Here is a 13,641-nt window from a genome sequence, read left to right on the forward strand (position 1 = left end):
CTTTAATCTGCTTCATGGCGGCAGCAAGTTCAGAGGCAGGAACAACCTGTTCTCCGGCGGCCACAGCAGTAAGACTTCCTTCCTGGTATTGCTTACGCCAGAGAAATAACTGGCTGGCTGCTACACCATGTTGCCGGGCAACGAGGGAGACCGTCATCCCCGGTTCAAAGCTCTGCTGAACAATTGCGATCTTTTCCTGTGTGGTACGCCGTCTGCGTTTCTCCGGCCCTAAGACATCAATCATCTGTACTCCAATGACTAGTCTAAAAACTAGTATTAAGACTATCACTTATTTAAGTGATACTGGTTGTCTGGAGATTCAGGGGGCCAGTCTACAGAGTTTGAGTTTCATCTGATTATAGCGACGCCAGATTCAGTTAATTACGCTATATTTAAGGCTACATTCATGCCCAATTCACAGCCGGATTTAGTTTCGTGGACTGGCGATAGTTCTACTCAACCATCTATGTCGAAAATTTCGGACAGCAGGGTATCCATGTCAGCCTGTCCTGGATTAGAGCAGTATGATAGCCAGACCAAAACGGGATGGACATGTAATGAATTAAAGATGTTTGTTTATTACGATGGGAATTTACATGGTTGTCCGTGGATTGTGTCGTCGTTTGTTAAGAGTAGAGATCCCTTCGCTAAAACGTATGATGATGATTTTCCTGACTATATTGGCCCAACGAAGGTGAGTTCTTCATGTCCGGCGGTGCCCCTGGCACCGTATGATGTTTCCTGGAATGAAAATTATGTTGTACATAACAAAGTCGTCAGGTTGCAGTCAACAGGTGGTGTTATTGAGCAAACACTGCCCACTTTCCTGATGGAAAATGGCAAACTGTGTAACGGGAATAATTTTGATGAGCGTGGTGTCTACTGCCGTTTTATCGCACAGCAGATGACCTTCTCGACTTCCGGCTGTGATAATGCCAAAGTGACGGTGACGCCTGAGCCGCAACCGATTACGTCCAGGCAACTGCATGATATGAAGCTACGCGTGGACACGACATCTCGACAGCCCATAGATTCTACCTGCCGATTCACTTACATACTGAATATGTATTAGCGCACCTTTTCTCACCTGGCAGGGTCATTCGCCCCTGCCATTCCGCGCTCCTGGCACAACACGCTCAACTCCTCAGGGCAACTCCGGCGGCAACCACACTTCCACTTCAATCAACACCAACAAAGCCGCATCACCGCCGTACTCTTTCGGTGCCTGGTGAAATGCCATCACATGCGGATGTTGTGCCAGCCACAGCGGTGTTTGTTGCTTCAAAATATGCTTCCCGTGCCCATGCATCACGCAGGCACAAAACACATGTTCGTGGCGACAGGCGGCAATCAACGCGCCCAGTTCCTGCTTGGCCTGCAGCTGCGTCAGACCGTGTAAATCCAAAAACAATTCCGGTGAATAATCGCCGCGGCGCAGTTTCTTCGCCTCGAAATGGCTGACATCCGGGCGAACATATTTCACCGGACCTTCGGTATTTAATAACGGCTGAAACTCATCGGAGAAATAATGGCTGGCATCAGCCTGCTCCTGGATCAAGCGTTTCACCGGCACTTCGCTGATTTTTTTACGCTGCGGTCGGTGGACAATCGTGTCCTGCTTAATCTTGCGAGTCCCCGCCATCAACTGGCGAAACAGAGCCTGGTCCTCCTCGCTAAGTGTTGTTTTCTTTTTCATTTATCTGTCTCTATTTCTAATTTTCCTACAGTTTACCCGACTCGTAGCACAATCGATCGTTTTAAACGTATTTTTCCTCACTCACCGCGCGTGAATGCTGATTTATCGTCATCTTCATGGCAAACTAGCCGCCGAAATTATTGCGATCATGCCCTGGAGGAATACGTGGATAAAATTTTCGTTGATGAAGCAGTAAATGAGCTGCAAACCATTCAGGACATGTTGCGCTGGTCAGTGAGCCGCTTCAGCGCGGCAAATATCTGGTACGGTCACGGCACCGATAACCCGTGGGATGAAGCCGTACAGCTGGTGTTACCATCGCTCTACCTGCCGCTGGATATCCCGGAAGATATGCGCACCGCGCGTCTGACCTCCAGCGAAAAACATCGTATTGTTGAACGCGTGATCCGCCGCGTCAACGAGCGCATTCCGGTGGCTTACCTGACCAACAAAGCCTGGTTCTGCGGTCATGAATTTTACGTCGATGAACGCGTGCTGGTGCCGCGCTCGCCGATTGGTGAACTGATCAACAATAAATTTGCCGGACTCATCAGCAAACAACCGCAGCATATTTTAGATATGTGTACCGGTAGCGGCTGCATCGCCATTGCTTGTGCTTATGCCTTCCCGGATGCAGAAGTCGACGCGGTGGATATCTCTCCCGACGCGCTGGCGGTTGCTGAACAGAACATCGAAGAACACGGTCTGATCCACAACGTCATTCCGATTCGTTCCGATCTGTTCCGCGACTTGCCGAAAGTGCAGTACGATCTGATTGTCACTAACCCGCCGTATGTCGACGCGGAAGATATGTCCGACCTGCCAAACGAATACCGTCACGAGCCGGAACTGGGCCTGGCATCTGGCACCGACGGCCTTAAACTGACGCGTCGCATTCTTGGAAACGCGGCAGATTACCTTGCTGATGATGGCGTGTTGATTTGTGAAGTCGGCAACAGCATGGTACATCTTATGGAACAATATCCGGATGTTCCGTTCACCTGGCTGGAGTTTGATAACGGCGGCGATGGTGTGTTTATGCTCACCAAAGAGCAGCTGCTGGCGGCCCGTGAATATTTCGCGATTTATAAAGATTAAGTAAACACGCAAACACAACAATAACGGAGCCGTGATGGCTGGAAACACAATTGGACAACTCTTTCGCGTAACCACCTTCGGCGAATCGCATGGGCTGGCGCTCGGCTGCATCGTCGATGGTGTTCCGCCAGGCATTCTGCTGACGGAAGCGGACCTGCAACATGACCTCGACCGTCGTCGCCCTGGGACATCGCGCTATACCACCCAGCGCCGCGAGCCGGATCAGGTCAAAATTCTCTCCGGTGTTTTTGAAGGCGTTACTACTGGCACCAGCATTGGCTTGTTGATCGAAAACACTGACCAGCGCTCTCAGGATTACAGCGCAATTAAAGACGTTTTCCGCCCAGGCCATGCTGATTACACCTACGAACAAAAATACGGTCTGCGCGATTATCGCGGCGGTGGACGTTCTTCCGCCCGCGAAACCGCCATGCGCGTGGCGGCAGGGGCGATTGCCAAAAAATATCTCGCCGAGAAATTTGGTATTGAAATCCGCGGCTGCTTGACCCAGATGGGCGACATTCCGCTGGAAATCAAAGACTGGTCGCTGGTTGAACAAAATCCGTTCTTCTGCCCGGATCCGGACAAAATCGACGCGTTAGATGAACTGATGCGCGCGCTGAAAAAAGAGGGCGACTCCATCGGCGCGAAAGTCACCGTTGTTGCCAGTGGCGTCCCCGCCGGACTTGGCGAGCCGGTATTTGACCGCCTGGATGCCGACATCGCCCATGCGCTGATGAGCATCAACGCGGTGAAAGGCGTGGAAATTGGCGACGGCTTTGACGTAGTGGCGCTGCGCGGCAGCCAGAACCGCGACGAAATCACCAAAGACGGTTTCCAGAGCAACCATGCGGGCGGCATTCTCGGCGGTATCAGCAGCGGGCAGCAAATCATTGCTCATATGGCGCTGAAACCGACCTCCAGCATTACCGTGCCGGGGCGCACTATTAACCGCTTTGGCGAAGAAGTTGAGATGATCACCAAAGGCCGTCACGATCCCTGTGTCGGGATCCGTGCAGTGCCGATCGCTGAAGCGATGCTGGCGATCGTTTTAATGGATCACCTGTTACGGCAGCGGGCGCAAAATGCCGATGTGAAGACTGATATTCCACGCTGGTAAAAAATGAACAAAACCGCGATTGCGCTGCTGGCTCTGCTTGCCAGTAGCGCTAGCTTGGCAGCGACGCCGTGGCAAAAAATAACCCAACCTGTGCCGGGTAGCGCACAATCGATAGGCAGTTTTTCTAATGGCTGTATTGTCGGCGCTGACACGTTGCCGATACAGTCCGAACATTATCAGGTCATGCGTACCGATCAGCGTCGCTATTTCGGTCACCCGGATCTGGTGATGTTTATCCAGCGTCTGAGTAGCCAGGTGAGCAATCTGGGCATGGGTACGGTGCTGATTGGCGATATGGGGATGCCCGCTGGTGGGCGTTTCAACGGCGGTCATGCCAGCCACCAGACCGGACTGGATGTCGATATCTTTCTGCAACTGCCGAAAACTCGCTGGACCTCCGCGCAGCTCTTGCGCCCGCAAGCACTGGACTTAGTTTCCCGCGACGGTAAACACGTTGTCTCCACGCTGTGGAAGCCAGAAATTTTCAGCTTGATCAAACTCGCCGCCCAGGACAAAGACGTCACGCGCATTTTTGTTAATCCGGCGATTAAACAACAACTTTGCCTTGATGCGGGCACCGATCGCGACTGGTTGCGCAAAGTGCGACCTTGGTTCCAGCATCGCGCGCATATGCATGTACGATTACGTTGCCCTGCCGATAGTCTGGAGTGTGAAGATCAACCTTTACCGCCACCAGGCGATGGTTGCGGGGCAGAACTGCAAAGCTGGTTTGCACCTCCAAAACCAGGAACAACAAAGCCTGAGAAGAAGACACCGCCTCCGTTGCCGCCTTCCTGCCAGGCGCTACTGGATGAGCACGTGATCTAATGGAAACGTTTAATAGCCTGTTTATGGTTTCCCCGCTGTTGCTGGGAGTTCTCTTTTTTGTCGCCATGCTGGCGGGATTTATCGACTCGATTGCCGGTGGCGGTGGGTTACTCACCATTCCGGCATTGATGGCTGCGGGAATGTCTCCCGCTAACGCGCTGGCAACCAATAAACTGCAAGCCTGCGGCGGCTCTATTTCCGCCACTATCTACTTTATTCGCCGCAAAGTGGTTAGTTTAAGCGATCAGAAACTCAATATCGCCATGACCTTTGTCGGCTCAATGAGCGGCGCACTGCTGGTGCAATACGTTCAGGCTGATGTCTTACGGCAGATTTTGCCCATTCTGGTAATTTGTATCGGCCTCTATTTCTTGCTGATGCCAAAGCTGGGTGAAGAAGATCGCCAGCGCCGGATGTACGGTTTACCCTTCGCGTTAATTGCCGGTGGCTGCGTCGGTTTTTATGACGGATTCTTTGGCCCGGCTGCCGGATCGTTTTACGCGCTGGCCTTCGTTACGCTGTGCGGATTCAACCTCGCCAAAGCCACGGCTCACGCCAAATTACTCAACGCAACGTCAAACATTGGCGGTCTGCTGCTGTTTATTCTCGGCGGCAAAGTGATTTGGGCGACGGGCTTTGTCATGCTGGTGGGGCAGTTCCTCGGCGCGCGCATGGGTTCAAGACTGGTGCTGAGCAAAGGACAAAAACTGATCCGCCCGATGATCGTTATCGTCTCGGCGGTGATGAGTGCCAAATTACTTTACGATAGCCACGGACAGGAGATCCTCCACTGGTTGGGGATGAACTAATGAACAGTACACACCACTATGAGCAGTTGATTGAAATTTTTAATAGCTGCTTTGCCGATGAATTTAATACCCGTCTGATTAAAGGCGACGACGAACCGATCTATCTTCCTGCTGATGCGGAAGTACCGTATAACCGAATTGTCTTTGCCCACGGCTTTTATGCCAGCGCAATTCATGAGATTTCGCACTGGTGTATTGCCGGAAAAGCGCGCCGTGAGCTGGTTGATTTCGGCTACTGGTATTGCCCGGATGGGCGTGATGCCCAAACGCAAAGCCAGTTTGAAGATGTTGAAGTGAAGCCTCAGGCACTCGACTGGTTGTTCTGTGTGGCGGCGGGATATCCGTTTAACGTCAGTTGCGACAATCTGGAAGGCGACTTCGAACCGGATCGTGTGGTGTTTCAACGGCGGGTACATGCGCAGGTGATGGATTATCTGACAAATGGCATTCCCGAGCGTCCGGCACGCTTCATTAAAGCACTACAAAATTATTATCACACGCCGGAACTTACGGCGGAACAGTTCCCGTGGCCGGAAGCGCTCAACTGAAGCCGGTGCCACGTTTTACAATGAGGAAAGAAGATGATCGCGGAGTTTGAATCACGCATTCTGGCATTAATCGACGGCATGATTGACCATGCCAGTGATGATGAGTTGTTTGCCAGTGGGTATTTGCGTGGCCACCTGACATTAGCCATCGCAGAACTGGAAAGTGGTGATGACCACTCCGCTCAGGCGGTGCATACGACCGTTAGCCAGAGTCTGGAAAAAGCCATTGGTGCCGGTGAATTGTCGCCGCGTGACCAGGCGCTGGTGACCGATATGTGGGAAAACCTGTTTCAGCAGGCGTCACAGCAGTAAGTTGCGGCGTCTGGAGCACCATGCCTGATGCGACGCTTATCGCGTCTTATCAGGCCTACACGTCACACGTAGGTCGGATAAGGCGTTCACGCCGCATCCGGCAAACACTGCGAGAGCAGATTACCCCGCCTTAACCGCTTTACCCTTCAACAATTTCCGCACCCATAACCGATTCGGGTTTAACGCCGCCAGCGTACTGGCATCCATCGGAATCGGTTCGTCGCTCATCTGCGCCGCCAGAATCTCGGCACACAGCGGGGCAGAACACAAACCGCGAGAACCTAAAGCCGCAAACATAAAGAGATCGTCAAAAACCGGCGCGCTTACCGCCTCATCTTTCTGCTCCGCCAACGACGCATATTCCACGAGTGTTGCCTCATAATCGGGAACATTGCCTACCATTGGCAGATGATCGCGGGTGGCACAACGCACACCGCAGCGCGCCTCTTTATCACTGACATCAACCTCTTTTGCCCACTGTGCCTGCGGGAAACAATCAATCAACCGCTGGCGATTCTGCTGCTGATCGTCCTCACTGTACGCCGTATCTTCGCTGCCGCGATGATAACTGGCACCAATACAATGATGTTGATTCGCCGGATTTTGTGGCGTGAGATAACCGTCATAGCACAGCACCTGCTTCAGCTCTGCCAATTCCGGCGTTGTCGGAATATGGCTGACCTGCCCGGCAACCGAATACACCGGGAGAGTCGACGTTTGGCTGAATCGGCTGATTTGATGCCCGTTCGCCAGTACCACTACGCTGTGTGTTGCTTGCTGATCTCCTGCAAAATTCAACAACCAACAGTCATCCTTACGGGATAAATTCTGTAACTGATATTGATAATAAATCTGCAAACCCTGCTGTTGCGCCAGTTCCAGCACATTACGGGTCAGTTCTGCTGGGCACAGCCAACCACCTTGCGGATAAGTAATGCCGCTGCAATTTGTCGCAACGCCCGTAATTTGTTCAACCGCATTTGCCTCAACGGCTACAGCCAGTTCTGCGGGTAAATCCATTGACAACATCTGTGCGATTTTATGCTGGCTTTTCTCATCCCAGCCTAACTGCGTGACGCCGCACCAGTCATGATCAAATTTAACGGGTAATTGGTCGTAAAACCGACGAGCAAAAGTAAACGCATTAGAGAAAAAGCGGTTTAGCGCCTCATCGTGTTTGCTTAATAACGGATACAGCGCCCCCTGGCGATTGCCGGAAGCACCCAGTGCGGGGGCCTCATCCGCGCAATAAAGCGTTACCTGCCAGCCGCGCCGTAATAGCGCCAGCGACAACAACGCGCAGGCAATACCACCGCCGATAATCGCCGCTTCCCGTTTGCTGCTGCCCGTGCGGTTAAACCACGGCGCGGAGCAGGGGAGCGGTAATGTCTGTTCCATCACCCCGCAAAGCATTTCCCGTTTGCGCCCAAAGCCCTTACGTTTTTGCATCGTGAATCCGGCGTCCTGCAAACCGCGGCGGACAAAACCGGCAGACGTAAATGTCGCCAGCGTGCCGCCCGGACGCGCCAACCTTGCCATGGCGTTAAACAGATTTTGCGTCCACATATCCGGGTTTTTCGCTGGCGCAAAGCCGTCCAGAAACCAGGCATCTACTTTTTGATTTAGCGAATCGTCCAGTTGGCTGGTCAGTTCGTTAATATCGCCAAACCATAAATCCAGCGTCACGCGGCCTTCATCGAGCAATAAACGATGGCAACCGGGCAAGGGCATTGGCCACTGCGCCTGAAGTTGTTCTGCCCACGGAGCCAGTTCCGGCCAGTGTTGATGCGCTAAGGCTAAATCCGCACGGGTGAGGGGAAATTTCTCAAAACTAATGAAATGTAAGCGTTGTAATTGCGCTTGCGGATGCGCTTCGCGAAACTGATCAAATGCCTGCCATAGCGTCAGGAAGTTTAATCCGGTGCCGAAGCCGCTCTCTGCTACCACAAACAGAGGATGTGGATGCTCAGGAAAGCGTACCTCTAATTGGTTGCCTCCCAGAAAAACATAACGCGTCTCTTCCAGCCCGTTATCGTTGGAAAAATAGACATCGTCAAAATCTCGGGAAACAGGTGTACCCTCAGCATTAAATTCGAGGTTGGCAGGTTGTATGGAGTAGTGTTTCACGTAAGTTACTCGTCTTACAGGCGGTGGCTCGATCTTAGCGATGTGTGTAAGGCTGCGCAAATTTCTCTATTAAATGGCTGATCGGACTTGTTCGGCGTACAAGTGTACGCTATTGTGCATTCGAAACTTACTCTATGTGCGACTTACAGAGGTATTGAATGAAACGTGCAGTGATTACTGGCCTGGGCATTGTTTCCAGCATCGGTAATAACCAGCAGGAAGTCCTGGCATCTCTGCGTGAAGGACGTTCAGGGATCACTTTCTCTCAGGAGCTGAAGGATTCCGGCATGCGTAGCCACGTCTGGGGCAACGTAAAACTGGATACCACTGGCCTCATTGACCGCAAAGTTGTGCGCTTTATGAGCGACGCATCCATTTATGCATTCCTTTCTATGGAGCAGGCAATCGCAGATGCGGGCCTTTCTCCGGAAGCTTACCAGAATAACCCGCGCGTTGGCCTGATTGCAGGTTCTGGCGGCGGTTCCCCGCGTTTCCAGGTATTCGGCGCTGACGCAATGCGCGGCCCGCGCGGCCTGAAAGCGGTTGGCCCGTATGTGGTCACCAAAGCGATGGCATCCGGCGTTTCTGCCTGCCTCGCCACGCCGTTTAAAATTCATGGCGTTAACTACTCCATCAGCTCCGCGTGTGCGACTTCCGCACACTGTATCGGTAACGCAGTAGAGCAGATCCAACTGGGCAAACAGGACATCGTGTTTGCTGGCGGCGGCGAAGAGCTGTGCTGGGAAATGGCCTGCGAATTCGACGCGATGGGTGCGCTGTCTACTAAATACAACGACACCCCGGAAAAAGCCTCCCGTACTTACGACGCTCGCCGTGACGGTTTCGTTATCGCTGGCGGCGGCGGTATGGTAGTGGTTGAAGAGCTGGAACACGCGCTGGCGCGTGGTGCTCACATCTATGCTGAAATCGTTGGCTACGGCGCAACCTCTGATGGTGCAGACATGGTTGCTCCGTCTGGCGAAGGCGCAGTACGCTGCATGAAGATGGCGATGCACGGCGTTGATACCCCAATCGATTACCTGAACTCTCATGGTACTTCGACTCCGGTTGGCGACGTGAAAGAACTGGCAGCTATCCGTGAAGTGTTCGGCGATAAGAGCCCGGCGATTTCTGCAACCAAAGCCATGACCGGTCACTCTCTGGGCGCTGCTGGCGTACAGGAAGCTATCTACTCTCTGCTGATGCTGGAACACGGCTTTATCGCCCCGAGCATCAACATTGAAGAGCTGGACGAGCAGGCGGCAGGTCTGAACATCGTGACCGAAACGACCGATCGCGAACTGACCACCGTTATGTCTAACAGCTTCGGCTTCGGCGGCACCAACGCCACGCTGGTAATGCGCAAGCTGAAAGATTAATTCGCAGTAGGTCGGAGTAGTCGGAGTAGGTCGGATAAGACGCGCCAGCGTCGCATCCGACGTTACGCGCCAATGCGGCCTCCGGCACTAACGCAAAAGGGAACCTGATGGTTCCCTTTTTCACATCATTGACAATCGCCGCCAGTTCCAGGCAAACTTCCCGCTTTGTCGATTTCCTTCTGAAAAGACGTACGCGTTAAATCCTGCCAACGCACTGTAACCCTGAAACCAGAGAGATGAGACGGGGATACTCCTCGCCTTGCGCTGCATTCTGGAGTAATGCATGACTGCTGTAAGCCAAACCGAAACACGATCTTCTGCCAATTTTTCGCTCTTCCGCATCGCTTTTGCGGTTTTTCTCACCTACATGACCGTAGGGCTGCCGTTGCCGGTTATCCCGCTGTTTGTTCATCATGATCTGGGCTATGGCAATACCATGGTCGGGATTGCCGTCGGGATTCAGTTTCTGGCTACGGTGCTGACGCGTGGCTATGCCGGGCGACTGGCCGATCAATATGGTGCAAAACGTTCGGCGCTTCAGGGGATGTTAGCTTGTGGTCTGGCTGGCGGCGCGTTGCTGCTGGCGGCGATTTTGCCTGTCTCCGCACCGTTGAAATTTGCCCTGTTGGTCGTCGGGCGTTTGATTCTTGGCTTTGGTGAAAGCCAGTTACTGACAGGCGCTCTGACCTGGGGATTAGGCATCGTAGGGGCAAAACACTCTGGCAAAGTGATGTCATGGAACGGAATGGCGATTTACGGTGCCCTCGCTGTTGGTGCGCCGCTTGGCCTGTTGATTCATAGCCATTACGGTTTTGCCGCACTGGCGATCACCACAATGGTATTACCCTTACTGGCGTGGGCCTGTAACGGCACAGTGCGCAAAGTACCGGCCCTGGCGGGAGAACGTCCATCGCTGTGGAGCGTTGTCGGGCTTATCTGGAAACCAGGGTTAGGGCTGGCACTACAAGGCGTTGGTTTTGCGGTTATCGGGACTTTCGTTTCGCTCTACTTTGCCAGCAAAGGATGGGCGATGGCGGGCTTTACTCTTACCGCGTTTGGCGGCGCATTTGTCGTGATGCGCGTCATGTTTGGCTGGATGCCGGACCGTTTTGGCGGCGTGAAAGTGGCGATTGTCTCTCTGCTTGTAGAAACGGTGGGCTTGTTGCTGCTCTGGCAAGCCCCAGGTGCATGGGTCGCATTAGCGGGCGCGGCGTTAACCGGAGCCGGATGTTCGCTTATCTTTCCTGCGCTGGGCGTGGAGGTGGTTAAACGCGTCCCCTCACAAGTTCGCGGCACCGCACTGGGCGGTTACGCCGCGTTTCAGGATATCGCCCTCGGCGTCTCCGGGCCGCTGGCGGGAATGCTGGCGACCACGTTTGGTTACTCTTCGGTATTTCTTGCCGGGGCGATCTCTGCGGTGCTGGGTATTATTGTCACGATACTGTCATTTCGTCGGGGTTAACGAACCAGCCAGACCAGCATCAGGATAATCGCGACTAACAGTATCCACAGCGCGGGACGCGTTGCCATATTTTGCAACGTGTCCATCATCGGTGGAAAAGGATTAAGCAGCGGTTGCATATCACGCGGATCAATCCCTTTAACCCGCCGTTGATAAAGCTGATTAAGAATATCCTCGGCCTGGGCAGAAGAAAGCGATGATTGCGCAGAAAGGCCATATTTTTGCTGGATATATGCCGATAACGCCGCCAGTTCACTGGCATCTAAAGGTTGTTTTAGCGCCATCTGTAGTGATTCCAGCGTCGGCGTATTTTGCTGGCTTAGCGTCTGACGCGCCTGTAGCCAGGTCACCAGATGGTTAAACAGTTTCGCTGGAATTAACTCGCCATCTTTCACCCCGGAAAGTTCCAGCATCGATTGCCAGATCTGTTTGCTGGGTTCCCCCGTTGCCGCCGCAAGTTTGGTCACCAGCTGTTTTAGCGCATTGTGCTCCGCCGGTAATAAAGGACGGTCGGTCGCCTCGCGCTGCTGCGGTTGCGGAATAACCATCTTCCCTTCCTGCAACAGGGTGAGAATGGTTTTTAATTGCTCCGGTGAGAGCTGATTCAGCGGCGTCTGACCAAAGTTATGACGGATATAATCCGTGACCGCCTGACGATTATTCCCCAGACGTAAATACTCCCCTAATTGCGCTAAAAGCTGGCGGGCAGAATGGCTTTTTTGCGCGGCCAGCAGACGTTGCGCCAGATTATGCTCAGCGGCAGGGAAGTGACGCGAAAGCAGCGGTGAATCTCCCGACAGACCAATATCGTGCCTGATACCCGCCCACAGTTCTGCTCTTTGCTGTTGCGTCAGTGAGGTCACTTTCGTCATTAAGCTTTCCAGCGAAGTACGTTGCTGACTGGATAAAGGCTGATTGCCCGCGCCAGACGGCAGGTTATCTCCCTGACCTGGTGGTTGCCCAGGAGGAGGGCCGGAAATAGGTTGTATCATTACGTATCCTTATACCTGAAATCTTCGCAAGTATGCCTGGCCGCGAGATTATGGCACACTTGTCCGGTTAACTCTCGTCTCATACAGGTAACACAAACGTGAAAATCCTTGTTGATGAAAATATGCCTTATGCCCGCGACTTATTTAGCCGTTTGGGTGAGGTGACCGCGGTTCCCGGGCGTCCAATCCCCGTCGCTCAACTGGCAGACGCGGATGCGCTGATGGTGCGTTCGGTCACGAAAGTGAATGAATCTTTGCTGGCAGGAAAACCCATTAAATTTGTTGGCACTGCCACTGCGGGGACCGACCATGTCGATGAAGCATGGTTGAAGCAGGCGGGAATTGGTTTTTCCGCTGCACCTGGCTGTAATGCGATTGCGGTGGTGGAATATGTTTTCTCCTCACTACTGATGCTTGCCGAACGCGATGGATTTTCACTGCACGACCGTACGGTGGGGATCGTGGGCGTTGGTAACGTTGGACGTCGATTGCAGGCGCGACTGGAAGCGTTAGGGATTAAAACATTGCTTTGCGATCCGCCTCGCGCTGACCGTGGGGATGAGGGTGATTTCCGCTCGCTGGATGAATTAGTTCAGCATGCGGATATTCTGACTTTCCATACGCCACTCTTCAAAGATGGGCCGTACAAAACGCTGCATCTGGCGGATGAAAAACTGATCCGTAGCCTGAAGCCGGGAGCGATTCTGATTAACGCCTGCCGTGGCGCAGTCGTCGATAATACTGCGTTGCTGACCTGCCTGAATGAAGGCCAGAAGTTAAGCGTAGTGCTGGATGTCTGGGAAGGCGAACCGGAACTTAACGTGGAGTTGCTGACAAAAGTGGATATCGGCACGCCGCATATCGCAGGTTATACCCTGGAAGGTAAAGCACGCGGTACTACGCAAGTGTTTGAAGCCTATAGCAAGTTTATTGGGCATGAACAGCACGTTGCGCTGGATACATTACTGCCCGCGCCAGAGTTTGGTCGCATTACGCTGCATGGCCCGCTCGATCAACCGACGCTGAAAAGGCTGGTGCATTTGGTGTATGATGTGCGCCGCGATGACGCACCGCTGCGTAAAGTCGCCGGGATACCGGGTGAGTTCGATAAACTGCGCAAAAACTATCTTGAGCGCCGTGAATGGTCATCTCTGTATGTAATTTGTGATGACGCCAGTGCGGCATCATTGCTGTGTAAACTGGGTTTTAACGCCGTTCATCATCCGGCACGTTAATCTCTTCTTCATGCTCTCTGCTGTAACATTGGCAG

Annotated in this window: 14 protein-coding genes; 10 read left to right on the plus strand and 4 right to left on the minus strand. The window is 53.1% G+C overall.

Annotated features, from left to right (window positions below; translation table 11 throughout):
• A partial coding sequence (locus BGK49_RS15950; protein ID WP_000567704.1) for a transposase occupies nucleotides 1–244 on the minus strand: 244 nt, incomplete at its 3' end.
• A gap of 63 nt (nucleotides 245–307) precedes the next feature.
• Here BGK49_RS15950 and BGK49_RS15955 point away from each other — a divergent pair.
• Nucleotides 308–1,072 (plus strand): StfH/YfcO family fimbrial adhesin, encoded by a 765-nt coding sequence (locus BGK49_RS15955; RefSeq protein ID WP_004985136.1) that lies wholly within the window; start codon nucleotides 308–310, stop codon nucleotides 1,070–1,072.
• Between the two features lie 72 nt (nucleotides 1,073–1,144).
• Here the strand turns inward: BGK49_RS15955 and smrB are convergent, their stop codons facing one another.
• Nucleotides 1,145–1,696 (minus strand): endonuclease SmrB, encoded by a 552-nt coding sequence (gene smrB / locus BGK49_RS15960; RefSeq protein ID WP_000730804.1) that lies wholly within the window; start codon nucleotides 1,694–1,696, stop codon nucleotides 1,145–1,147.
• 165 nt (nucleotides 1,697–1,861) lie between these two features.
• Between smrB and prmB the strand changes: the two genes are divergently transcribed.
• The 6 genes from prmB to BGK49_RS15990 are packed head-to-tail and all read left to right on the plus strand — an operon-like array spanning nucleotide 1,862 to nucleotide 6,411.
• Nucleotides 1,862–2,794: a 50S ribosomal protein L3 N(5)-glutamine methyltransferase gene (prmB, locus tag BGK49_RS15965; RefSeq protein ID WP_001339812.1), complete on the plus strand. Its 933-nt coding sequence runs from the start codon at nucleotides 1,862–1,864 to the stop codon at nucleotides 2,792–2,794.
• Between the two features lie 34 nt (nucleotides 2,795–2,828).
• A complete protein-coding gene (aroC, locus tag BGK49_RS15970) occupies nucleotides 2,829–3,914 on the plus strand; it encodes a chorismate synthase (protein WP_000918449.1) in 1,086 nt (361 codons plus the stop codon).
• Nucleotides 3,915–3,917: 3 nt separating this feature from the next.
• Nucleotides 3,918–4,742: a penicillin-insensitive murein endopeptidase gene (gene mepA, locus BGK49_RS15975; protein ID WP_001043819.1), complete on the plus strand. Its 825-nt coding sequence runs from the start codon at nucleotides 3,918–3,920 to the stop codon at nucleotides 4,740–4,742.
• Nucleotides 4,742–5,551, plus strand: coding sequence for a sulfite exporter TauE/SafE family protein (locus tag BGK49_RS15980; protein ID WP_000447361.1), 810 nt, complete (start codon nucleotides 4,742–4,744; stop codon nucleotides 5,549–5,551). The genes mepA and BGK49_RS15980 overlap by 1 nt, the downstream gene beginning before the upstream one ends.
• Nucleotides 5,551–6,099: an elongation factor P hydroxylase gene (gene epmC / locus BGK49_RS15985; RefSeq protein ID WP_001089241.1), complete on the plus strand. Its 549-nt coding sequence runs from the start codon at nucleotides 5,551–5,553 to the stop codon at nucleotides 6,097–6,099. The genes BGK49_RS15980 and epmC overlap by 1 nt, the downstream gene beginning before the upstream one ends.
• A 33-nt stretch (nucleotides 6,100–6,132) precedes the next feature.
• A complete protein-coding gene (locus BGK49_RS15990) occupies nucleotides 6,133–6,411 on the plus strand; it encodes a YfcL family protein (RefSeq protein WP_000559754.1) in 279 nt (92 codons plus the stop codon).
• A 120-nt stretch (nucleotides 6,412–6,531) separates the two neighbouring features.
• Here the strand turns inward: BGK49_RS15990 and mnmC are convergent, their stop codons facing one another.
• Complete coding sequence (gene mnmC, locus BGK49_RS15995; protein WP_000683792.1) at nucleotides 6,532–8,538, minus strand: bifunctional tRNA (5-methylaminomethyl-2-thiouridine)(34)-methyltransferase MnmD/FAD-dependent 5-carboxymethylaminomethyl-2-thiouridine(34) oxidoreductase MnmC; 2,007 nt, start codon at nucleotides 8,536–8,538, stop codon at nucleotides 6,532–6,534.
• A 158-nt stretch (nucleotides 8,539–8,696) separates the two neighbouring features.
• On the opposite strand from mnmC, the gene fabB reads away from it, so the two are divergent.
• Nucleotides 8,697–9,917, plus strand: a complete 1,221-nt coding sequence (gene fabB, locus BGK49_RS16000) for a beta-ketoacyl-ACP synthase I (RefSeq protein WP_000817185.1) — start codon at nucleotides 8,697–8,699, stop codon at nucleotides 9,915–9,917.
• A gap of 283 nt (nucleotides 9,918–10,200) precedes the next feature.
• Nucleotides 10,201–11,379: an MFS transporter gene (locus tag BGK49_RS16005; RefSeq protein ID WP_000127760.1), complete on the plus strand. Its 1,179-nt coding sequence runs from the start codon at nucleotides 10,201–10,203 to the stop codon at nucleotides 11,377–11,379.
• On the opposite strand, the gene flk is transcribed toward BGK49_RS16005, so the two are convergent.
• On the minus strand, nucleotides 11,376–12,371 hold the full coding sequence (gene flk, locus BGK49_RS16010; protein ID WP_000615813.1) for a flagella biosynthesis regulator Flk: 996 nt from the start codon (nucleotides 12,369–12,371) through the stop codon (nucleotides 11,376–11,378). The genes BGK49_RS16005 and flk overlap by 4 nt on opposite strands.
• 98 nt (nucleotides 12,372–12,469) lie before the next feature.
• Between flk and pdxB the strand changes: the two genes are divergently transcribed.
• Nucleotides 12,470–13,606, plus strand: a complete 1,137-nt coding sequence (pdxB, locus tag BGK49_RS16015) for a 4-phosphoerythronate dehydrogenase PdxB (protein ID WP_000699121.1) — start codon at nucleotides 12,470–12,472, stop codon at nucleotides 13,604–13,606.
• Nucleotides 13,607–13,641 lie beyond the last annotated feature (35 nt).

The sequence above is a fragment of the Shigella sp. FC1544 genome, assembly GCF_001722145.1.
Lineage (GTDB): Bacteria > Pseudomonadota > Gammaproteobacteria > Enterobacterales > Enterobacteriaceae > Escherichia > Escherichia coli.

Bases quoted from the DNA above. Each gene is read 5' to 3' on its own strand.
- smrB (WP_000730804.1), bottom strand. From the start codon at position 1,696: ATGAAAAAGAAAACAACACTTAGCGAGGAGGACCAGGCTCTGTTTCGC.
- aroC (WP_000918449.1), top strand. From the start codon at position 2,829: ATGGCTGGAAACACAATTGGACAACTCTTTCGCGTAACCACCTTCGGC.
- mepA (WP_001043819.1), top strand. From the start codon at position 3,918: ATGAACAAAACCGCGATTGCGCTGCTGGCTCTGCTTGCCAGTAGCGCT.
- BGK49_RS15980 (WP_000447361.1), top strand. From the start codon at position 4,742: ATGGAAACGTTTAATAGCCTGTTTATGGTTTCCCCGCTGTTGCTGGGA.
- epmC (WP_001089241.1), top strand. From the start codon at position 5,551: ATGAACAGTACACACCACTATGAGCAGTTGATTGAAATTTTTAATAGC.
- BGK49_RS15990 (WP_000559754.1), top strand. From the start codon at position 6,133: ATGATCGCGGAGTTTGAATCACGCATTCTGGCATTAATCGACGGCATG.
- fabB (WP_000817185.1), top strand. From the start codon at position 8,697: ATGAAACGTGCAGTGATTACTGGCCTGGGCATTGTTTCCAGCATCGGT.
- BGK49_RS16005 (WP_000127760.1), top strand. From the start codon at position 10,201: ATGACTGCTGTAAGCCAAACCGAAACACGATCTTCTGCCAATTTTTCG.
- flk (WP_000615813.1), bottom strand. From the start codon at position 12,371: ATGATACAACCTATTTCCGGCCCTCCTCCTGGGCAACCACCAGGTCAG.